Here is a 21,415-nt window from a genome sequence, read left to right on the forward strand (position 1 = left end):
ACGGATTCCCCCATTCCCGGTCAGACGATCTCGTAGCGGAAGTCGGCCGGGCGCGGCCGCTCGTTGCCGAGCAGCATGATCAGCAGTGGTTTCTCGCCGGTGCGTTCGAGGCCCAGCTCCTCGATGTACGAGATGTTGTCGAAGCCGAGGGCGACACCGGCCCCGAGGCCGAGCGCCGTGGCCACGGTGTAGAAGGTCTGGGCGACGGCTCCGATCACGCCGTTGACCAGCCGGTAGCCGCGGTCTCCGACGGCGTCGAGGACGGCGGCGGTGCGGATGGTCGGGACGATCACCACACCGGCCTGTTCGAGGTTGTAGTTGGAGAGGAAGTAGTTGCGCTGGAGGAAGGGTCCCGGTGGCCCGGACACCACCGGGAGCAGGGCGTGGGCGGTGGGGTCGTAGGCGTACGCGCCGGGTTCGACGCCCTCGACATGGTTGACGAACGCGTACTGGGTGACGAGGCCCGGTGTGCCGGTGGCGGCCGGTGACGCGGGCCGTTCCGCCTCGCTGCCCAGGGAGGCGGCGGAGCAGGCGTGGAGGGTGGCGCCCAGTTGGGCGGGGGTGACGGGGCGGCCGGCGTCGAAGCGCCCGAAGCTGCTGCGGCGTTCGCGCAGGGCCTCGCGGACGGTGACCGCCGGCAGTTCGGGCGCGGGCAGCGGGACGGGGGCGCCGGTCGCCCTGGGCGGTACGGCGGCCGCCGGGGCCAGCGCGCCGGGCGCGGGCCGGTCGGTGGCCGCTTCCGTCGTCGCGGTGTGGATGCGCCGCAGGGTCTCGAAGTCGAGGACCGTACGGGAGCGTTCGCTGTCGGTGTGCCGGACGGCCGGGGCGGCGCCGGGCGCCTCCCCGACGGCGGGCGGTGGAGCGACGGGGCGCGGCGCGGTGGGGGGTGGTGCGGCAGGTCGTGGCCCGGCGGGTCGTGGTGCGGCGGGGGGCGACTCCGCGCCGTCCCAGGACAGCGGGACGACGGCGAAGACGCCTTCCTCCTCGTTGTTCACGCCCAGCAAGTGGCTCAGCCTCTTCTCGTCGAACCACAGCGCGGGTTCGACACTCAGCCCCTGCGCACGGGCCCAGAGACGCCAGGTCCCGAGGATCGCGCCGAGATCCATGGTCACCGCGTGGAAGGAGAAACTGTTGTATTTGAAGGCGTTCTGCCAGTACTTGATCCCCAGGACGAGGAACTGGTCGTGGGCTCCGTCCGTGTCGCCGAGCGCCGCGCGTACCTCGCCGGTCACCTCACCGGTGAGCAGCCGCTGCATGGCGTGGTGGTGTGCGTTGTAGTAGTGGATGCCGGGGGCGCGCGGCCCGCTGGGGCCGGAGACCCAGTACACACCGACCGGGTACAGTCCGCCGCCCGAGGCGGTGCCGCGCGACCAGTTGGCCTCGGTGTAGTGGGGCAGCGCCGCGAGGTCGGTGTTGGTCTGGACGCCGAGCCGGCGCCCGGTCAGCCCGTAGGAGTCCCGCAGCATCCCGGAGAGCGTGTCCAGGGTGAACGCCCGGGAGGGCAGCGGGGGTTCACCCGCGTCGTCGGCGCCGCGAGGGCCGCGGGGGCCTGGACAGCCCGCCGCCACGGTGGCCTGGGCGGGGATGTCCGGGTCCGGCAGCGGGAACGACTCGACACCGGGGTAGAACTTCGCCTTCCTGGGCCGGTCCGCCCAGTCGGGGACGAAGTCGGCGGGCTCCATAGGGATCCTGCCGCGCTGCATGATCGCGGCCGCGTAGTCATGGGCGTAGCCCACGGGACCCTCCTCTCTGCTGGACGGTTCTCGGCTGGACGGCGGGAGACGGTGGTACGGGTGACGGTGGCGCGCCGGGCGCCGGGCAGCGGGTCACGGGAACGGGTGGGGGGCCGGGTTGATGTCCTCGGGCCGCAGATCGTGCGCGCGCAGTCCCGCCCTGCGCAGGGCGGTGCGCAGCCGGGGCATGGTGCGGGCGCGCTGGCGGGACCAGCCGAAGTCGATCGGCAGGAGTCCGGGGACGAGCACACTGACGGTGTGCAGGCCGAGTGTGCGCTGTTCGGGCAGGGTCTGGTCGACGACGACCACATCGAATCCGGCCGAGGCCACCGCGTCGACACAGCGCCGCAGGTCCTCCCCGAGGTCCGGGGAGGCGGTGGCTCCGGAGGGGTCCGGCCAGCTCAACTCGCCGACGGAGCACGGGGGCGGGGCCGGAACACCGTGGCGGTGCGGGGTGCCCGGGTCGAGGAGGAACCCGGCGTGCTCGCCCATCTCCGGTACGCCGTAGACGAGCGGGTGGTCGTGGAGCGCGGTCACCCGGTCGAAGTCCCGGGCCATGGCGCGCAGCCGGGGCGCGTCGCGCTCGGTGCGGCCGGTGAGGTTCACGGCGTCGGTGGCGATCTCGCAGAGCGCCGAGTCCAGCGCCGACTCCGGGTCCAGTCCGGCGCCCGCGCCGAAGCACATCCGGCCGGGTCCGCCGTCGAAGCGCTCCGCCACGGCGGTGACGACCGGGACGGGGAAGGTGATCCGGGTGTCGAAGAACCGGGCGCGGTAGCCGTACATGGCCAGCCGGTCGACCATGTGCCGGGTGGCGGGGCGGGCGCTGGTGGCCGGGTCGATCTCGGGGAGGGGCTGCTGTCCGTACCAGGCCAGCAGGAACGCGTCGCGCTCGATGACCTCCATGAGCCCGAAGTAGACGGCCTCCTCCAGACAGCCCCCGGAGGCGCAGCCGTTGGAACTCTCCTGGACGAAACGATTCTCCAGACCGGGTGCGTGGTAGTACGTCAGTATCTCGGGGACCAGGCGCGGCCGGTCGTCACGGAGCGAGTACCCCCATACCCAGGGGATCTCGCGGTCGGGTGCGAAGGGGCGGACCCGTGGGTTGGCGCGGTGGAACTCCTCGGCGTACAGGCCGACGTCCCTCGGGTCCACCGCGTCGGCGCCGAACCGGTCGAGGGTTCCGGTGACGCTGGTGACCCGGGAGCGCGCCCGCATCCCCGCGTACCGTTCCATCCCCTCCAGGACACCGATGCGGTTGCTGCGGTCGTACGAGTCGGCGTGGCCGCCCCAGAACGTCTCGCGCAGATAGTCACCGGCGCGCATCGAGAAGCAGCCGATGGTGGCGGAGGTGGAGGTGGAGGAGATGTCGTGGACGACGGAGGGGCCCAGCGATCCGCACACCGGGTTGGCGTAGGCCGCGATGTCGAGGGCGTACGACTCCACGGGACGGAGCCGGAAGGCGCCGGGGCGGTGTTTGGGCGCGGGGCTCAGGACGATCCGGGCGGCCTCCGCGCTGTCGGCGCGGGGGGTGGCGCAGCGCGGGCACTCCGGGTCGGGCACCAGCGGGTAGCGCCGGACGGTGAGGGTGCGCAGGTCGAGGAGGCGGATCTCGGGGAACGGCCCTTCGGGGGCGGCGGATCCGGCCGCGAGCGCGGTGATCAGTGCGGCGAGGGCGTCCACCGCGAAGGGCGTGGCGTAGGGCCACCGGCCGGCGGCCCGGGTCTCCCCGCCGCGTTCGAGGGCGTCGCGCAGCGCCACCGACCGGACGGCCTGCCAGCGGCGGGCCAGGCAGTGTGCGCAGCCCGCCGGGCCCGGGGCGCCGCCGGCCGCCGGCAGGGGGCCGACGACGGCGTGGCCCGCGTACACCTGGACCGGGACGGCGGGGTCCTGGACGCCGGGCTCCGCGGCGTGCGGGGCCTGCGTCGGGCCGCCGGGCGCGAACGCGTCGTGGGCGCCGAGTGCGGTGACTCTCGCCCGGGGGCCGCCGAGTGCGTCGAGTGCGCGGCGGAGCGGGCCGTGCAGTGCCTGCCCTGTCGGGTCCTGCCGCCGGGGGGACCGCGCCGGTGTGTCCGGGCGGGCGTCGAGGGTGCTAGACGCCACGGGGTTCCTCCGTGGTGAGCAGGACGCGAGCGGTCCTGATGCCGGCGGCGGCCAGGTCGGGCGAGCCGGTCTCCACCATCAGGGCGTCGCGGCCCGTCGCCTTCAGCCGGTCGAGCACATCGGACCAGGTCGTGCGCGCACCGACGGCGGAGGGGGCGGTGCCGGTGTGATCGGCGTGGCGGATCGTCGACGCGTCGAGGTCGCGCAGGAGCGGGTCGCCGGTGTCGAAGGGGACGGCGGTCTCCTCCTGGCCGAGCTGCACCTGGCCGACCAGGTCGCGTATCGCGGCGACTGCGGCGTGCCGGCGGACGGTGTCACTGCCGACGGCCCAGCGCCCCGCTCCCCTGGCGAGCAGCACATGCACGCCGGACCGCTCGCTCTCGCCGAGGTCGAACACCTCAAGGGAGAGGTCGAGGACGTCCGCCGACCGTACGAGGAAGGTGAGTTCGGCGTCCTCGTCCTCGGTGAGGGCGGCCGGTGCGACCCGGTGGGCCGGGGCTCCGCGCAGGGTGCGGCTGAGGGCGTCGTGGGCGAGGGCGGAGAGCAGTCCGCCGGCGGCGGCCTCGGCCGTCGAGGCGCCCGCGCCGGTCCCGGCGCCGGTCGGTTCGACCAGCCGGTCGGTGTTGTGCGGCCCGAAGGTCCGTACCGCGGCGGCGGGCACCAGGACCTGTTCCCCGGTGAGGAGGGAGGTGGCCCGGGCCCAGGCGCGCACCCGCCCGCCGGACACCGCCGCGCCCGGGGCGACGGCGAGCGCCCCCGGCTCCACGACACGCGGTCGCGGCCGTGCGGCGTCCGAGGGGTGCTCCGTCACCACGTCGGTGGCGGGGACGACATGGTCGGCATACACACCGGCCGCCGCGTTCAGGGCGCGCAGCCGGGCGCCCGCGACATGGTGCACGTCGAAGGCGGCGACCCGGCGCCGGACGCCGTGTCCGAGGCCGAACTCGACGACGCTGACCTTCAGCGGTATCTGGGTGAGCGGTTCGTCCGCGAACCGGGTGAAGACGCCCGCCCGTGGCCGCACCAGGGTCGAGCGCCGGTTCAGCTCCTCCACCAGCGCGTCGGCCTCCCGGGCCGTGTCCGCCGTGGGCATCGGCGGTGTGCCGTGGCCCACCGTCCGCAGGTCGACGGGGAGTTCACCGGACGGCTCGGCGCCGGTGGCCGCCGCGTCACGGGCCGCCGCGCGGGTGGCGGCCCCGGCGCAGAGCGGGCAGCGGGGGTGCGGCAGCAGCGGTTCGGTGGTGACGTCCAGGGACTTCATGTCCTGGATCACCAGCTGGCCCGCGGTCTCGGCGGGCAGGGCGCCGGTGGTGAGGCGGAAGATCTCGTACCCCAGCAGATTGCCGATCATCGCCGACAGCGGCCCGCTGGGCAGTTCGCCCGCCGGTACGGCGCCGGGCAGCGCCAGGCCTTGCCAGATGTCGGCTGCGGCCGCCGCGTCCTGTGCGCCGACGCGCAGGACGGCGCAGGACCAGCAGCCGGCGGTGCCGGCCCTCATCAGCGGTCCCACGACGGCCTGCCCGCCGTAGGACCAGGCCGGGAGCAGGGTGCGGCCCTCGGGTACGCCGGCCCGCAGCAGCGGGAGGAGCCGGCCGGGCGTAGCGGGCCCCCCGGTCGTCACGACGAGGTCGTACGAAGCGAGATCCGCCCAGCTCACCAGGGCGTCGGGGGTGTCGGGGGCGATCCGCGGGAGGTCCACCGGGCAGCCGTCGGCCGTCGCTTCCCGTGCCTCCGCCTCGATCGCCTCGATGTTCTCCGCGCCGAGCGCGGGCCGTACGCCGATGGTGGCGCAGCCGTTGCGGATCAGGCTGAGGACGCACCAGCGGGCGACGAGGTCGTCACCGAGCACGGCCACCCGGGCGGTGCGGAAGCGCTCGAAGCGGCGCTCCGCGTCGTCGGCGTAGTGGTCGGCGTAGGCGATCTGCGGGGCGAACCGGCGGGCCGCGTCGGGCGGGGTGCCGGGGGCGTCGCCGGGGGTCGCCGGGGGCGGGACGGCGCGGGCGAAGTCCCGTTCGTAGAGGCTGTTGACCAGTTCGCCCACCATGGAGCGCTGCTGGTCGCCGAGGCCCTCGCAGATCTCGGAGACCGAGTGCTCGCCGGTGAGATGCGGGACGATCAGTGTGGCGAAGCGGTAGGCGGACTTGGCGGTGAGCTGGAACCCGCCGTCCGCGTTGTGGAACAGCACACCGTCCGGTGTTTCGGTGAACAGGACGTCGCGGCGGATGCGCGGACTGGTCGAGGCAACGGCTTCGTAGGTCGCTGAGCCCATGAGAGATGACACCCCTGGATACGTGGTCAAGGTGGCCTGGTCGTACGGGAGTTCAAAAGCGCGGGGAGAGCAGGACAGGAGGGGAGATATGGCAGGCGGCGGGAGAGCGGGGCGCTCTCAGTGGGGCACGGTCGCCGCCTCGCCGCCGTCCCGGTCACGCGCCTGCCGACGCGCGTAGATTTTCAGCAGAAGATGGATGCGGTAGGGGCCGGGCGGCCCTTCTTCGAGCAGTCCGGCGTCGGCCAGCCGCTCCAGCGCCTCCTCGGCCTCGGGCGAGTGGCCGAGGGCGTGGACCGGCACCAGCAGTCCTTCCTGGTCGCCGAGGAGGCGGAAGGCTTCCTGCCAGCGCGGCTCCAGCCGGTGCAGCGCCCGTCCGAGCACCTGCGGTACGGACATCCGCGGATCGTCGGCGAGGGAGAGTCTGGCGGGCAGGTCCTCGGCCAGCCAGCGGACGCAGTCCTCGACACGCAGCCCGGGGCGGGTCAGCAGCCGGGCGGCGGCGATCCGCAGGCTGAGCGGGAAGTGGCCGCAGACGTCGGCGAGTTCGTCGGCGGCGTCCGGTTCCGCCGCCACCCGTCCGGCGCCCAGCGCGGCGGTGAGCAACTGCCGGGACTCGGCCGGGTCCAGGGTGGAGAGCCGGTGGACGCTGCCGCCGTGGCTGGCCACCAGCCCGGCGAGTCCGCGCCGGCTGGTGACGATCGCGGCGCCGCCGGTCACCGCGGGGAGCAAGGGGCGCACCTGGTCGGCGGTGGTGACGTCGTCGAGGACGAGCAGGGTCCTGCCGTCGCCGGTGCCGGGCCGCGGCAGGTGGGCCGCCGCCTCGGCGGGGGTGAGGGCGGTGCCGTCCGGGTGGGTCATGGCGACGACGAACACACCGCCGGGGAAGGTGTCCTGGGTGTCATGGGCACACTGCCGGGCCAGCGCCGTCTTTCCGATGCCGGGCGCTCCGGAGAGGACCACGAGGGTGGTCCCCGGCGAACGCTCCGTCAGCCGGGCCGTGATGTCGGCCCGCTCGGCCGACCGGCCCGTGAAGGCCGGCACCGGCGGTACGGGCCGCGCCGCCACCCGTACCTCCTCCCCCTCCGTACGGCCGTCGGCGGCCAGGTCCGCGGACCTGGCCGGAGCGGCGAGTTCCAGGGGGCCGGCGGCCTGGTCGAGGGCGGGCGGACCGAGGTCGTCGCCGCGCAGGATGGACAGTTCGAGCCGCTGGAGCGGGGGTCCGGGGTCGATGCCCAGTTCCTCCTTGAGGCGGCCCTTGACGGTGCGGTACTCGGCCAGCGCCTCCGACTGCCGTCCGGTGCGGTACAGCGCCTCGATGAGCTGTTCGGAGAAGCGTTCCCGGCCGGGGTGGCGCCGGGCGGCCTCCCACAGGTCGACCAGGACCTGACGGCAGCGGCCCAGCGCCAACTCGATGTCACAGGCGCGTTCGAGGGTGCGCAGCCGCTCCTCGGTGAGCCCCGGCACCTCGTCGCGGTGGAGCATCAGGGAGGGCACGTTGGCGAGCAGGGGCCCCTGCCACAGGGTCAGGGCCTCCTTGAGCCGGTACAGCTCGCCCTCGGCGTCCCCGGCGGCGTCCGCCGCCCGTACCAGCGTCCGGAACCGCACCAGGTCCAGGGTGCCCGCGTCCACGTTCATCCGGTAGCCGCCGGGCACCGCCTCGATGACATCGCCGGAGACGCCGTACTTGACGAAGATCCGGCGCAGCCTGAGCACACAGCTCTGGAGCGCGGCCCGGGCCGTGGCCGGCTGGTCCTCGTCCCACAGGGCCCTGAGCAGATACCCCGTGGAGACGACGGATCCGGGATGGAGAAGCAGAGCCGCCAGCAGGCTGGACGGTTTGGACGGTTTGAGCACCACAACGTCATGACCCTCGGCAATACTCAAAGGGCCCAAAAGCTGGAAACGCACGCGACCCCCGCCCCTCGCATCAGCATCCCTGCCCATGACGCATGAAAGTGCCGAAGAACGGGCACCTCACACCGCCAGGACATCCACAGAACGAATTTCTTCGTTTTCTTCTGTGGTCCAGACCTCTGTCGGACCGCACGGATTCCCTACTCCCCCGTATCCGCTTGGCCGAGCAGCCCAACGTTTCCGATGTGGGCTGCTCAACGGAGCGATACGTCCAACTATGCCGAGAGGCATTAACTGTGCTTTACCAAGAGATGAACAATGTCCAACACATTATGGAGGGTTCCCACAATGCCGTCGCCAAGAACTTGTTTGGCATCCTAGTAACTGGTCGGCGGAAAGTCGACCCTCCGGCACCCGCATCGTTCGGTATTCCGTACGGACACCTTCCGATCCACTCCACAATCGGAAAGAAGGCGCTTATTGAGCATGAATACGGTCCGCCACCGCGAACACGAACAAAAAGGGAGGTCCCACGGGCAAAAAGAGAGGTCCCGCGGAGCGTGTGCTCCGCGGGACCTCCTCGGGTGGCCGGTTTCAGCCCACCGGCTCCCGCGCCGTGCCCGGCGCAGTGTCCGGCTCCGTCGCGGTGAGGACGACCGTGACGCCACGCGAGCGCAGCCCGTCGACGACGCGGGGGTCGGCCGCCTGGTCGGTCACGAGGGTCCAGTCCGCCCTGAGCGGGGTCCAGGTGTGGAAGGGGCGCCGGCCCAGCTTCGCCGCGTGCGCCAGGACGTACACCCGGTCCGCGCGCCGCGCCATCAGCTCCTTGAGCCGGGTCTGCCGCAGGTCGGCCTCGCAGATGCCGTGTTCGGGCGAGACTCCGTCCGTCCCCAGGAAGAGCCGGTCGAACGTGAGGCGTTCCAGGGCCGCTTCGGTCAGCGGGCCCACGAACCCCTGGCTGAGCGGTCGCAGTGTGCCGCCCAGACACTCGACATGGACCGACTCGACATCCGCCAGCTCCTGCAGGGCCGTCAGACCGGTGGTGGCGACGGTGACGTCCTTCGCGGTGCGCAGTTCGTGCGCGAGGGCCCCGACCGTGGAGCCCGCGTCGAGCAGCAGCGACTCCCCGGGGCACACCTCGGCCGCCGCCCACCGCGCGATGGCCTGCTTGGCCTCGAACGCCTCGCCCGTGCGCTGGCGCAGTGACGCCTCGGGGTGGGCGGCCAGCGCCATGGCGCCGCCGTAGGTACGGGCGAGCTGTCCGTCGACGGTGAGCTTCGCGAGGTCGCGGCGGATGGTGGACGCCGTCACACCGAAGAGCCGCGACAGCTCCTCCACGCTGGCGAGCCCGGTCGTCGTGGCGAGATGGACGATGCGGTCGCGCCGTGCCTTCGATCCGATGGGGGCCATCACTCCTGTGTCCTCCGGTGCGGGTGTCCTCCGACGGGGGGCCGCCTGCGGGTCAACGGGCCGGAGCGGTCGCCATCTCGGCGGCCTGGCGCAGCGCCTCGACCATGCTACCGGCCTCGGCCCGGCCCGTACCGGCGATGTCGAAGGCGGTGCCGTGGTCGACGGAGGTACGGATGACGGGCAGTCCGACGGTCAGGTTGACGCCCGCTTCGATGCCCATGACCTTGACGGGGCCGTGGCCCTGGTCGTGGTACATGGCGACGATCAGGTCGTAGTCGCCGCGCGAGGCGAGGAAGAAGGCGGTGTCGGCCGGGAGCGGTCCGACGGCGTCGATACCGTCGGCGCGCAGGACCTCGATCGCGGGGACGATCTTCTCCTCCTCCTCGCCGTAGCCGAACAGACCGTTCTCCCCTGCGTGCGGGTTGATGCCGCACACCCCGATGACCGGCTCCGGGACACCGGCGCGCACCATCGCCTCGTGGCCGCGGCGCACCGTCCGTTCGACGAGGCCGGGTTCGATCCGGTGCACGGCGTCGATGAGGCCGATGTGCGTGGTGACGTGAATGACCTTCACCTTCGGTGTGGAGAGCATCATCGACACCTCCTCGACACCGGTGAGATGGGCGAGGAGTTCGGTGTGTCCGGGGTAGAGATGGCCGCCCGCGTGCAGGGCCTCCTTGTTGAGCGGCGCGGTGCAGATGCCCTGCACGTCGCCGCGTACGGCGAGTTCGGCGGCGACGCGCACGTACTGGTAGGCGGCGTCGCCCGCGACGGCGGAGAGCCGGCCCCAGGGCAGGTCGGCGGGGAGCAGTCCGAGGTCGATGACGTTGACGCGCCCTTCGGTGAACTCGGCCTGGTCCAGGGTCTCGACGGTGGCGATCTCGCAGCTGAGACCGAGGATGCCGGCGGCCTGGCGCAGCCGCGTCGCGTCGCCGATGACGACAGGACGGCAGCGGCGCACGGTGTCCGGGTGGAGCAGCGCGGGGACGATCACCTCGGGGCCGATGCCCGCGCCGTCGCCCATGGTGACCGCGATGAGCGGGAGCGGCCGTCCGGCGGGGTCGGTCGGCTCCACGGGGGCGGTCGTCGGGGCTGCGTTCACAGGAACTCTCCTTGCGGTACGGGTGACACGGGCGGTGGGGGGACGGACGCGCGGTGCTCGGCGCCCGGTACGGGTGGAGCGGTCTTCGGGAGGGGATCGTCGGGCCGCAGGGCGCGGGCGATGAGCAGCAGGGAGCCGGTGTCGCCGTAACTCCCTGGGCGGGTGACGACCGTACGGCCGTCGGAGGCGAGGGAGCGTACGGCGCCGTGGTGGATCTGGCCCACCGGGCGGAGGTGGGTGATCGAGAGCGCGTCCAGGACGCGGCGCGCCGTCTCGCCCCCGGTGAGGACGAGGTCGGCCGCGGCATGCGCCGCGGCGACGGTACGGGCGAGGCCGGCCACCACCCGGCGGGCGGCGCCGGTCCTGACCCCATGGGTGTGGTCCACGCTGACGACCGTGACGGCGCCCGGGTCCACGGTGAGCGGGAGGCACGCGCCGGGCGCCGCGAGCAGATCGGCGGAGAGGGCGGTGTGGCGGGCCCCGACGGCGACGAGTTGCGCGATCTGCGCAACAACGGCGGGCTCCGCGGTGCCGACGACCACGAGCAGCGGGCGGGTGACCGTACGGCCGGGCCCCGCTGACGGCCCGTCCGCTGACCGCCTGTCCGGCGTCGCTCCGTCCGGTGACGGCCCGTCCGGTGACGCCCCGTCCAATGGCGTGGTCCCGGTCGGCGGAACGCCGGACACCGGAGCGTCAGGGGAGGCTCCGGCGACGGCGTCGCCTTCCTCGCCCGTGTCGAGGAGCCGGCCGAGGGCGGCGGCGAGCCCGCCCGTCCCCATCAGCCGTACGCCCGGTCCCAGCCGCAGCGCGGCGGCGGCGATCGCGTCGAGATCGGCGTCCGTCTCCGCGTCGCACACCGGCCGGCGCCCGGCCAGGGCGAGTGCGCGCAGCCGCTCCGTCAGTTCAGGACCGGGCCCGCGTACGGCGGCCAGCGGGACCGGCGCCGTCCGCATGTCGCCGAGCGCGGCGGCCACCGACGTCGGGGCCGGCCGCGGTTCCGCGCGCCAGGCGTCCGTGGCGTGCAGCGGGGTCCCGTGCAGGTGGACGACGCCGTCGCGGACGGTGCGGCCGGCCACCGGCAGCGCGGGGGCGATGACGAGCGCGGTGGCGCCCTCCGCATAGGCGGCGGTCTCGGCGGCGAGGTTCCCGCGCAGCAGGGAGTCCGTCTTCTTCATCAGCACGGTGCCGGTGCCGGCGCCCCGTACGGCCTCCCGTACGGCGGAGGCGGCCGCGGCGGCGTCGAGCTGCCGGGTGTCGAGGTCCACGACGAGCGCCTCGCCGGGGGCGGGTGGCCCGGTGGCCGCGGGGCCCAGGACGATCCGGGCGGGGCGGCGCAGCGCCGCGGCCGTCTCGGCCGCGCCGGACAGGTCGTCCGCGAGGGCGAGCACCCGCCGCGCCCGGGGCCCGCCGCGCGGCCAGGGGTCACCGTGCGGCTCGGGTCCGGCCTGCTCAGGGATCACGGATACCTCCTCGGGCGACCCGGGGCGGGCTGCCTCGGTGCTCGATGATGGCACAGGTTGCGCGAAGTGCGCGAGGCCTCTTGCGCGAAACACGCAATCGTGCCACCTTGTGCGGCGCGACACCTGTTGGTGCGGAACAGGCCGGACACCATGCCGGCCGGAGCGGCACCGACGACTGGGCCCCGTCGCGGGACAGGGCCCAGGAGCCGCTGGACGAGCGAGTCCAGCACCCCGGAACCCGAGAAGGTCGACGATGACCCCTACTCCTCAGAGCGCTCCCCCCGACGCTCCACCGCGTGCGGCGGTCGACCGCCGCACCCTGCTGCGCTGGGGCGCCGTCGGCGGCGCCGGCCTCGCCCTCGCCCCGCTCTCCGCCTGCGCGGGGCCCACCGGCGCCCCCGGCCCCGGCACCCTCACCCTCGGTCTGAACCGCTCGCTGGTGAGCCTGGACAACAAGCTGAACCAGTTCGACGCCGCGGTCACCGTGCAGCGCGCCGTACGGCAGGCGCTGACCCGTATCGGCCCCGGCATGAAGCCGCAGCTCGTCCTGGCCGACCGCTTCGAGATGGCGGAACCCACCGCGTGGGCGGTGCGGCTGCGGGAGGGCGTGTGCTACTCGGACGGCAGCCCCGTCACCGTCGAGGACGTCGCCACCGCCCTGAAGATGTACGGCAAGGTCAACGGCTCCTTCCTGCTCGGCCTCTTCCCCGAACTCCCCACCGTGGAGAAGACCGGCACCCGTACCTTCCTGCTGCACACCGGCAAGCCCGTACCGGTCCTCGACCGGCTGATGGCCAACATCCACATCACTCCGGCCGCCGCCAACCGTCCCGAGGAGTTGCAGAGCGGCCTCGGCTCCGGTCCGTACCGCGTTCTCAAGGCGAACGCGGGCGCCGGTGAGTACACCCTCGGCCGCAACCCCGAGTACTGGGGACCGCGCCCGCGTATCGACACCGTACGGGTCAGGTTCGTCCCCGAGGAGTCCAGCCGGGTCGTCGCGCTGCGCAGTGGTGAACTCGACGTCGTCGACACCCTCACACCGGACTCGGCCGAACAGCTCACCGGACTCCCCGGCGTCCGGGTCGAGCAGACCGCCGGCGTCCGGATGTGCCAGCTCTTCTACAACTTCCGCAAGCCGAAGGGGAGTCCGCTCGCCGACCCCCGGGTGCGCAAGGCCCTCAGCTACGCGATCGACGGCAGAGCCCTGGTCGAGGACGTGCTGAACGGCGCGGCCGAGGAGGCCGGCGGTGTGGTGCCGCTCGCGCTCGAAGGCGCGGTGCGCACCGGCGGTTACGAGTACGACCCCGGCAGGGCACGCACCCTGCTCAGGTCGCTGGGCGCGGCCGACCTGCGGATCCGGATCATCTGGGAGTCGGGCGAGTTCGCCGCCGACACCTCCGTCATGGAGGCGGTCGTGGACATGCTGGGATCGGTCGGCGTCCGCGCCTCGCTGCGGCAGTTCGAGCCGGGCGGCGACATCCTGACCTGGCGCCAGGGCAAGGCCGGCGACTGGGACGTCATCGGCAACGGCTACGGCAGCCCCACCGGCCAGGCGCTCACCATGCTCCAGGGCATGTACGGCGGCACCGTCGAAAAGGACCGCACCGGCGACGCCTTCATGGGATACATCGTCCCCTCCGTCGAGAGGCAGCTCACCGCCGCCGCCACCCAGGTGGACGACGCCGAGCGGAACCGGCAGCTCGCCGTGGTCCAGAAGGCCGTCTGGGAGACATGGCCCAGCCTCTGGGCCTTCGCACCGAAGACCCTGCTGGCCCGCAGGACCCGGGTCCGCAACCTGTCGCTGCTGCCGATCAACTCCTACGACCTGTCCGCCGTACGGCTGGAGGGCTGAGCCGTGCCGAAGTATCTCGCCCGACGGCTCGGCCAGAGCGTGCTGACCGTCTTCCTCACCCTCACCACCGTCTTCCTGCTGGTCCGGCTCGCGCCCGGCGACCCCGCCGCCGCGTACGCCAGTCCCAACGCGACCACCGCCGACCTCGCCAGGATCCGCGCCCAGTTCGGCCTCGACCAGCCGCTGTTCACGCAGTACGGCATCTTCCTGCGCGACCTGTTCACCGGCGATCTGGGCACCAGCTACTCCTTCCACGCCCCCGCCCTCGACGTGGTCCTGGAGCGGATGCCGTACACCATCACCCTCGCCGTCTCGGCGATCACGGTGACCGCCGTGGTGGCGGTGCCGCTCGGGGTGTGGATGGCGCGGCGCGCCGACTCCAAGCGCGAGCTGGGCGCCAATGTCCTGACCATCACCGGTCAGTCCATGCCGGACTTCTGGACCGGTGTGATGCTGCTGACCGTCTTCGCCGTGCTGCTGCCCGTGCTGCCCGCCTCCGGATTCACGTCCTGGAGCGGTCTGGTGCTGCCGACGGTCACCGTCGCCGTCCTGCAACTGGCCCTGATCTCCCGGCTGGTACGGCGCGAGATGACCACGGCGCTCAACTCCCCGTACATCATGGTCGCCCGCTCCCGCGGCTTCTCGGAGCCCACCCTCACCTGGCGCTACGCCCTCGCCAACTCGGGGGTGCCGCTGCTCACCGCGCTCGGCACCCGCTTCGCCGCGCTGCTCAACGGTGTCGTCGTGGTCGAGGTGGTCTTCGGCTGGCCCGGGGTCGGCTCGCTCGTGGTGCGCGCCCTGGAGACCCGGGACTATCCGCTCATCCAGGCCACCGTCCTGGTCACCGCGGTCCTCGCGATCCTCGTCCAACTCCTCGTCGACCTCGCCTACCCGCTGCTCGATCCGCGGGTGCGCCTCGGAAAGGCGGCCTGAGACATGACCACCGCCCCGCGTACCGCCGCCTCTTCAGGGCCCGCACCCGCCGGTCCCGCGCCCTCCGGCGCCCGGCCGAGCGCGGTCACCGCCCGCGATCTCGCCCGTGCCACCGCCACCCGGCAGCGGCGCGGCGCCCGGTTCAAGCTGTGGGCGGGCACGGTGTGCACCGCGCTCGTCGTCCTGCCCGTCGCGCTGGCGGCGCTGCTGCCCCTGCCCGGCGCGGACGCGCAGGACCTGTCCCGGCGCCGGCTGCCCCCGCTCAGCGACGGCCATCTCTTCGGCACGGACCAGCTCGGCCGGGACCTGCTCTCCCGGATCCTGCACGGCGGCCAGGTGTCGCTGACGGTCGGCATCCTCGCCGTCCTCGTCTCCGGGCTGATCGGTGTCGCGGCGGGCTCGGCGGCCGGGTTCTTCGGCGGCTGGGTCGACGCGGTCGTCTCCCGGCTGCTGGAGGCCCAGCTCGCGCTGCCCCTGCTGATGATGCTGCTGCTCGTGGTGGCCCTCTTCGGCCCCTCCGTCACCGTCATCACCTGTGTGATCGCGGTCGCCCAGTGGCCGGAGGTGGCGCGGCTCACCCGCTCGCTGGTCCTCGTGGAGCGGGAGAAACCGTATGTCGCCGCCGCCCGCGTGCTGGGGCTGCGCGGCTGGTCGGTGCTGGGCCGCCATGTGATCCCCAATGTGATCCGCCCGGCCAGCCTGGTCGTCCTGCTGCTGCTCGCCCAGGCGGTGCTGCTGGAGAGCGCGCTGAGCTTTCTGGGGGCGGGCCCGCAGCGGCCGTTCGCGACCTGGGGCCGGATCATCTCCGACGGCCAGGACTACATCACCACCTCGTGGTGGCTGGTCACCCTGCCGGGCCTGGTCATCGCCCTGCTCGTGGTCGGCGTCAACCTGATCGGCGACGGTCTGCGCGACCGTACCCGGGCGGTCAAGGCGCCGCGTGGAGCGCGCGTACCGCGCGGGTCGCGCCTGGCGCGCGCCAAGAAGGGAGCCTGAGCCATGACGGAGACAGAGACCACGGCGACGGCCGGGACCGTGCCAAAGTCCGGACCGGCGGCCGGGACCGTGCCGGAGTCCGGTACGGACGTCCCGCTGCTGGACGTCGAGAACCTCCAGGTCGAACTGATCACCGCGCACGGAGTGATCCGCGCCGTCGACGGGGTGAGCTTCACCGTGGGCCGGGGTGAGACCGTCACCCTGATCGGTGAGTCCGGCTCGGGAAAGTCGACCACCGCCATGGGCGTCCTGCGGCTGCTCCCCGAAGGGCTCGCGGTGCTGTCCGGCTCCGTACGGATCGGCGGGCGGGATGTCCTCGCCGACCCGGCGGCGGCCCGCGCGGTGCGCGGGCGCACCGTCTCGCTGATCCCGCAGGACCCTATGACGGCGCTCAGCCCGGTCCACACGATCGGCCGCCAGCTCGGCGACGCGCTGCGGCTGCGCCACCCCGGGCTCTCCCGCGCGGAGGTACGGGAGCGGGGCACCGAGCTGCTGGCGCAGGTCCGTATCCCGCATCCGGAGACCCGCTGGAAGGCGTATCCGCACCAGTTCTCCGGCGGGATGCTCCAGCGCATGCTGATCGCGGTCGCGCTCGCCGGGGAGCCGGAGCTGCTGATCGCGGACGAGCCGACCTCCGCGCTGGACGCCACCGTGCAGGCGGGCGTTCTCGATCTGCTGATGGAGCTACAGGAACAGGAGTCCCTCGGGATGCTGATGATCACGCATGATCTGGGGGTGGCCCGGGTCGTCTCCGACCGTATCCATGTCATGAAGGAGGGCCGATTCGTGGAATCGGGTTCCGCCGCGCGCATCGTGGACGAGCCGGTCGAGCCGTACACCCGCGCCCTGCTCGCCGCCGTGCCGCGGCTCGGCACCTGGGACGAGGACGCGCTGTCCGGCGCCGCGCCGCAGGGGGCGGCGACATGAGCGCCCCCGCACCGGCCGGAACGGCGCCGGCAGCGGCGGCGGCCGCGCCCCTGCTCAGCGTCGAGGACCTGGTCGTCGAGTACCCGACCGCGCGGGGACCGTTCCGCGCCGTCGACGGGGTGAGCCTCACCCTGGAGCGCGGCGGCGCGCTGGCCGTCGTCGGCGAGTCGGGCTGCGGCAAGTCGACCCTCGCGCGGGCGCTGGTACGGCTGCTGAAGCCGGCGTCGGGCCGGATCGTGCTGGACGGTACGGATATCGCGGCGCTGCCGGAGCGGCGGCTGCGCCCGCTGCGGCGGCGGGTGCAGATGGTCTTCCAGGACCCGTACGGCTCGCTCGACCCGCATCTGACGGCCGAGCAGATCGTGGCGGAGCCGCTGCGCCTCTCCGGCGTCCGGGACCCGGCCGAGCGCGCCCGGCGCGCGGCCGAGCTGCTCGACCGGGTGGGGCTGCCCGCCACCGCGCTGCACCGCAGGCCCCCGGAGTTCTCCGGCGGGCAGCGCCAGCGCATCGGCATCGCCCGCGCGCTCGCCTCCCGGCCCAACCTGCTGGTGTGCGACGAGGCGACCTCCGCGCTCGACGTCTCCGTCCAGGCCCAGGTGCTGGAGCTGCTGCGGGAGCTCCAGAGCGAGACGGGCATCGCCTATCTCTTCATCGCCCACCACCTCGGGGTGGTCCGGGAGATCAGCACCGATGTCGTGGTGATGAACGCCGGCCGCGTCGTCGAGCGCGGTCCGACCGCCTCCGTCCTCGCCTCCCCCGCCGAGCCGTACACCCGGGCGCTGCGCCGGGCCGCGCTCGACCCCACCACCGTCCGGGGCGTCAAACCCCGGCAGGTCCTCAACCCCGCGCTCCGCTCGGAGCAGCCCCGCGCGACCGCGGCCGCCGCGGCCGCGCCGTCCACCACCGCACCGGAAGGCAACCGCTCGTGACCACCGGCATCGACCTGCCGCAGCTCCCCCGCCCCCTGTCCAGGCTCGTGCTCGGCACGATGACCTTCGGCGACACCGTCGACCGCGCGGGCGCCGCCGCCATGCTCGACACCGCGCTGGACGCGGGCATCACCGGCGTCGACACGGCGAACGGCTACGCGGGCGGCGAGAGCGAGCGCATCCTCGCCGAGCTGCTGCCGGGCCGCCGCGACCGGATCGTGCTGGCCACCAAAGCCGGTATCCCCCACCCCGACCAGGGCGGGCACGCCCCGCTCTCCGCCGCCGGGATGCGCGCCGCGCTGGAGGGCAGCCTCCAGCGGCTGGGCACCGACCACGTCGATCTGTTCTATCTGCACCAGCCGGACCGGGCCACGCCGATCGCCGAAACCCTCACCGCCGTCGCGGAGTTCGCCGCCGAGGGCAAGATCCTCGCCCTCGGCGTCTCGAACCACTCGGCGTGGCAGATCGCCGAACTCGCCCGCACCGCCGACGCCCTGGGATCGCCGCGCCCCGTCGTCGCCCAGCAGCTCCACAATCTGCTGGCGCGCCGGCTGGAGGAGGAATACGTCGAGTACGCGAAGTACGCGGCCGTCACGGGCCTGCGCACCATGGTCTACAACCCGCTCGGCGGCGGGCTGCTGACGGGCCGTCATACTTTCTCCCGTACCCCGGACTCCGGCCGGTTCGGGGACTCCCGGCTGGCCGCGATGTACCGGGAGCGCTACTGGGACGAGCGGCTGTTCGCCGCCGTGGAACAGCTCACCGGGATCGCCTCCGAAGCCGGCGTCCCGCTCACCGAACTGGCGCTGCGCTGGCTGCTGGACCGGCCGTCGACCGACGCGCTGCTGCTCGGCGGTTCACGCACCGAGCATCTGCGGGCCAACATCGCGGCCGCCCAGGCCGGTCCGCTGGACGCGGACGTGACCGCGGCCTGCGACGAGGTCGGCGCCGTCCTGCGCGGCCCGATGCCCGCCTACCACCGCTGACCGGCCCCCGCGCCCCCGCCCTCCGCACGGCACACCCCTACGCTCTCAAGGAGTCCTTCCCATGACCCGCGACACGTCCGGTACGCCCGCCGCCTTCGCCACCGCGCTGCGCGCCCGCGAGCAGCTCGTCGGCTACTGGTCCGTCCTCGACTCCCCGGTCTCCACCGAGCGCGTGGCGCGCCTCGGCTACGACTACGTGGCGCTGGACGCGCAGCACGGCCTGATCGAGTACACGGGTCTGCTCGCGTCGCTCACCGCCATCGACACCAAGGGGTCCACCGCCGTCGGCCTGGTGCGGGTCGACGCCAACGACCCGACGCCGATCGGCAAGGCGCTCGACGCGGGCGCGGCCGGGGTGATCGTGCCGCTCATCGACAACGCCCGGGACGCGGCCGACGCGGTGGCCGCCGTACGCTACCCGCCGCTCGGCCGGCGCTCGTACGGGCCGATGCGCTCGGGTCTGCGGATCGGCCCCAACCCGGCCGAGGCACATGAGCAGACCGTGGTGCTCGCCATGATCGAGACGGCGGAGGGGCTGGCCAACGTCGAGGAGATCTGCGCCACCGAAGGACTCGACGGCATCTATGTCGGCCCCTCCGACCTGCGGATCGCCATCGGCGGCGCCACCTCGACCGACCCGGCCGTGGCCGACCGGTTCGAGGCCGCGCTGGTCACGGTGCGGGAGGCCGCGGCGGCGGCCGGGATCGCCGCGGGCATCCACAACGCGGACGGGGCGAGCGCGGCCAGGCGACTGGCCGAGGGGTACACCTTCGCGACCGTCTCCAGCGATCTGACCCATCTGGAGCAGATCGCCGGCCGTCATCTCGCCGACGCCCGCCCGTCCGGGAACGCCTGATGGCCGCCGGGGCCGGGACGTCCGGCGACGCGGACGGTGTGCTGCGCCCGCACCCCATCGAGCCGGGGCGCGCGGAGGCCCGGCTGTCGGCGCCCGCCGTGCAGAACCACGCCGCGAATCTGACGGTGCTGCCCGGCGGCGACCTCGGCTGCGTCTGGTTCGCCGGTACGCAGGAGGGCGTCGCCGACATCTCCGTCTGGTTCTCCCGGCTCGCCCCGGACGGCGCGGCGTGGTCCGCGCCGGTGCGGCTCTCCGGCGACACCGGCCGCTCCGAGCAGAACCCGGTCCTCTTCCCGGCGCCCTCGGGCGACCTGTGGCTGCTGCACACCGCGCAGCGCGCGGGTCATCAGGACACCGCCGAGGTACGGCGGCGGATCAGCCGGGACGGCGGGGCCACCTGGGGCGAGTCCCGCGTCGTGTTCCCCGCCACGGACGAGGGCGGCGTCTTCGTACGCCAGCCGGTGACCGTACTTCCGTCGGGGCGCTGGCTGCTGCCGGTGTTCCGGTGCCTGACCGCGCCGGGCGAGCGCTGGTCGGGCGGCCGGGACACCAGCTCCGTGATGGTCAGTGACGACGCCGGGGAGAGCTGGACGGAGCGGCCGGTGCCCGGCTCCACCGGGCTGGTGCACATGAACGTCCAGCCGGGGCCCGACGGTTCACTGGTCGCGCTGTTCCGCAGCCGCCGGGCGGACGCCGTGCACCGCTGTGTGTCGTGGGACGACGGGGAGAGCTGGAGCGTGCCCGAGCGGCTGGCCGTGCCCAACAACAACTCGTCGATCCAGTTCGTGCCGCTGGCCGGCGGCCGGCTCGCGATGGTCCACAACCACAGCAGCGCGGCCGACGCGACCGAGCGCCGGGAGTCGCTCTACGACGAGATCGACGACGACGGCGTGAGCGAGGAGACGCCGGCCGGGGGCGCCGCGCCACCGGCCGGGGCCCTGGACGAGGGCGCGGCCTTCTGGGGCGCTCCCCGCGCTCCGCTGACGCTCTCCGTGTCGTCGGACGGCGGGCTGACCTGGCCGGTACGGCACGATCTGGCGACCGGGGACGGCTACTGCCTGACCAACAACTCCCGGGACGGGCTCAACCGGGAGCTGTCCTACCCGTCGGTCGCCCGCTCCGGTGACGGAACGCTGCATGTCGCGTACACCCGTCACCGCCGCTCGGTCCAGTACGTCAGGCTGGCGCCGGAGTGGACCGACGCGCACCTGTCCGCGTAGCGGCCCGGCGCGGTGACAGCCCCCGTCCACCAGGGCCGTTGGTCCGCGCCGTACGGAGGTCAGCCGTACGGCGCGGACCAGACGCGGCGTTTGGGGAGGGGCCGGGCGTAGCCGCCCGCGCGGCTCGTGGTGAGCCCCAGCGCGACCAGTGACTCGGCGAGCCGGACGGCAGCCGCGACCCCGTCCACGACGGGCATACCGAGGCGCCGGGCCACGTCGCCCACCGTACGGTCGAGACCGGTCATGCCCGCGCAGCCGAGGACCAGCACCTCGGCGCCCGCGTCCCTGGCCCGTTCCGCGGCGTGCAGGAACGCCGCGGCGGTGCGCTCCTCGTCGGCCAGGCCGAGGACGCCGAGTCCGGTGCCGACGACGGCGGCGCAGTGCGCGGCGACGCCCGCCGTGTGAAGGCTGTCCTCGATCTGGCCCCGGGTGCGGTCCAGGGTGGTGACGACCCCGTACCGCCGTCCCAGCAGGCAGGCGAGATGGGCGGCGGCCTCGGTGATGTCCACGACGGGCACGTCGAGGAGTTCCCGGGCGCCCTCGCGGCCGTGTTCACCGAATCCGGCCATGACGACCGCGTCGTACGGCTCCTCGTGGCGGCGCAGGGCGTCCAGGACGGCGGCGGCGGAGAGATGGCTGTCGAGCCAGCCCTCGGCGGACTCGGGTCCCCAGTCGGGGGTGAGTCCGGTGACGGTGGTGCCGGGGGCGGCCGCGCCCCGGGCGCCCCGGACGATCTCCTCGGTCATCGTCTCGGTGGTGTTGCAGTTGGTGACGAGGATCCGCATGCC

At 73.6% G+C, this 21,415-nt stretch carries 16 protein-coding genes; 8 read left to right on the forward strand and 8 right to left on the reverse strand.

Going from position 1 to position 21,415, the window contains the following annotated elements; genetic code table 11:
• Positions 1-20: 20 nt before the first annotated feature.
• From ACIQ7D_RS28975 to ACIQ7D_RS29005, 7 genes are all read right to left on the reverse strand, one after another.
• On the reverse strand, positions 21-1,736 hold the full coding sequence (locus tag ACIQ7D_RS28975) for a SagB family peptide dehydrogenase (RefSeq protein WP_403942453.1): 1,716 nt from the start codon (positions 1,734-1,736) through the stop codon (positions 21-23).
• Between the two features lie 90 nt (positions 1,737-1,826).
• Entirely contained in the window at positions 1,827-3,833 is a 2,007-nt protein-coding gene (locus tag ACIQ7D_RS28980) for a TOMM precursor leader peptide-binding protein (RefSeq protein WP_403942455.1), read from the reverse strand.
• The gene (locus tag ACIQ7D_RS28985; protein ID WP_403942456.1) at positions 3,823-6,102 is read right to left on the reverse strand and encodes a TOMM precursor leader peptide-binding protein; all 2,280 of its coding nucleotides are present in this window, start codon (positions 6,100-6,102) and stop codon (positions 3,823-3,825) included. The genes ACIQ7D_RS28980 and ACIQ7D_RS28985 overlap by 11 nt, the downstream gene beginning before the upstream one ends.
• A 117-nt stretch (positions 6,103-6,219) precedes the next feature.
• The gene (locus tag ACIQ7D_RS28990; RefSeq protein WP_403942459.1) at positions 6,220-8,046 is read right to left on the reverse strand and encodes a BTAD domain-containing putative transcriptional regulator; all 1,827 of its coding nucleotides are present in this window, start codon (positions 8,044-8,046) and stop codon (positions 6,220-6,222) included.
• A 504-nt stretch (positions 8,047-8,550) separates the two neighbouring features.
• Positions 8,551-9,366, reverse strand: coding sequence for a DeoR/GlpR family DNA-binding transcription regulator (locus tag ACIQ7D_RS28995; RefSeq protein WP_403942461.1), 816 nt, complete (start codon positions 9,364-9,366; stop codon positions 8,551-8,553).
• A 52-nt stretch (positions 9,367-9,418) separates the two neighbouring features.
• Positions 9,419-10,468 carry a 4-hydroxythreonine-4-phosphate dehydrogenase PdxA gene (pdxA, locus tag ACIQ7D_RS29000; RefSeq protein WP_403942463.1) on the reverse strand — a complete coding sequence of 350 codons (1,050 nt, stop codon included), beginning with the start codon at positions 10,466-10,468 and terminating at the stop codon, positions 9,419-9,421.
• A complete protein-coding gene (locus ACIQ7D_RS29005; protein WP_403942465.1) occupies positions 10,465-11,928 on the reverse strand; it encodes a four-carbon acid sugar kinase family protein in 1,464 nt (487 codons plus the stop codon). Before ACIQ7D_RS29005 ends, pdxA begins: the two co-directional genes overlap by 4 nt.
• Positions 11,929-12,181: 253 nt before the next feature.
• Here ACIQ7D_RS29005 and ACIQ7D_RS29010 point away from each other — a divergent pair, with 253 nt between their 5' ends.
• From ACIQ7D_RS29010 to ACIQ7D_RS29045, 8 genes are all read left to right on the forward strand, one after another.
• Positions 12,182-13,780, forward strand: a complete 1,599-nt coding sequence (locus ACIQ7D_RS29010) for an ABC transporter substrate-binding protein (protein WP_403942467.1) — start codon at positions 12,182-12,184, stop codon at positions 13,778-13,780.
• Between the two features lie 3 nt (positions 13,781-13,783).
• Positions 13,784-14,713, forward strand: coding sequence for an ABC transporter permease (locus tag ACIQ7D_RS29015; RefSeq protein ID WP_403942469.1), 930 nt, complete (start codon positions 13,784-13,786; stop codon positions 14,711-14,713).
• Positions 14,714-14,716: 3 nt separating this feature from the next.
• Positions 14,717-15,709, forward strand: a complete 993-nt coding sequence (locus ACIQ7D_RS29020; protein ID WP_403942472.1) for an ABC transporter permease — start codon at positions 14,717-14,719, stop codon at positions 15,707-15,709.
• Positions 15,710-15,712: 3 nt separating this feature from the next.
• Positions 15,713-16,636, forward strand: a complete 924-nt coding sequence (locus ACIQ7D_RS29025; RefSeq protein WP_403942475.1) for an ABC transporter ATP-binding protein — start codon at positions 15,713-15,715, stop codon at positions 16,634-16,636.
• The gene (locus ACIQ7D_RS29030) at positions 16,633-17,565 is read left to right on the forward strand and encodes an ATP-binding cassette domain-containing protein (RefSeq protein WP_403942478.1); all 933 of its coding nucleotides are present in this window, start codon (positions 16,633-16,635) and stop codon (positions 17,563-17,565) included. Before ACIQ7D_RS29025 ends, ACIQ7D_RS29030 begins: the two co-directional genes overlap by 4 nt.
• On the forward strand, positions 17,562-18,551 hold the full coding sequence (locus tag ACIQ7D_RS29035) for an aldo/keto reductase (RefSeq protein ID WP_403942480.1): 990 nt from the start codon (positions 17,562-17,564) through the stop codon (positions 18,549-18,551). Before ACIQ7D_RS29030 ends, ACIQ7D_RS29035 begins: the two co-directional genes overlap by 4 nt.
• Before the next feature lie 61 nt (positions 18,552-18,612).
• The gene (locus ACIQ7D_RS29040; RefSeq protein WP_403942483.1) at positions 18,613-19,407 is read left to right on the forward strand and encodes an HpcH/HpaI aldolase/citrate lyase family protein; all 795 of its coding nucleotides are present in this window, start codon (positions 18,613-18,615) and stop codon (positions 19,405-19,407) included.
• Positions 19,407-20,627: an exo-alpha-sialidase gene (locus ACIQ7D_RS29045; protein WP_403942485.1), complete on the forward strand. Its 1,221-nt coding sequence runs from the start codon at positions 19,407-19,409 to the stop codon at positions 20,625-20,627. Before ACIQ7D_RS29040 ends, ACIQ7D_RS29045 begins: the two co-directional genes overlap by 1 nt.
• 59 nt (positions 20,628-20,686) lie before the next feature.
• On the opposite strand, the gene ACIQ7D_RS29050 is transcribed toward ACIQ7D_RS29045, so the two are convergent.
• On the reverse strand, positions 20,687-21,412 hold the full coding sequence (locus ACIQ7D_RS29050) for an aspartate/glutamate racemase family protein (RefSeq protein ID WP_403942488.1): 726 nt from the start codon (positions 21,410-21,412) through the stop codon (positions 20,687-20,689).
• Positions 21,413-21,415: the final 3 nt, after the last annotated feature.

Origin of the sequence: Streptomyces sp. NPDC096310 (assembly GCF_044763125.1) — a bacterium.
Lineage (GTDB): Bacteria > Actinomycetota > Actinomycetes > Streptomycetales > Streptomycetaceae > Streptomyces.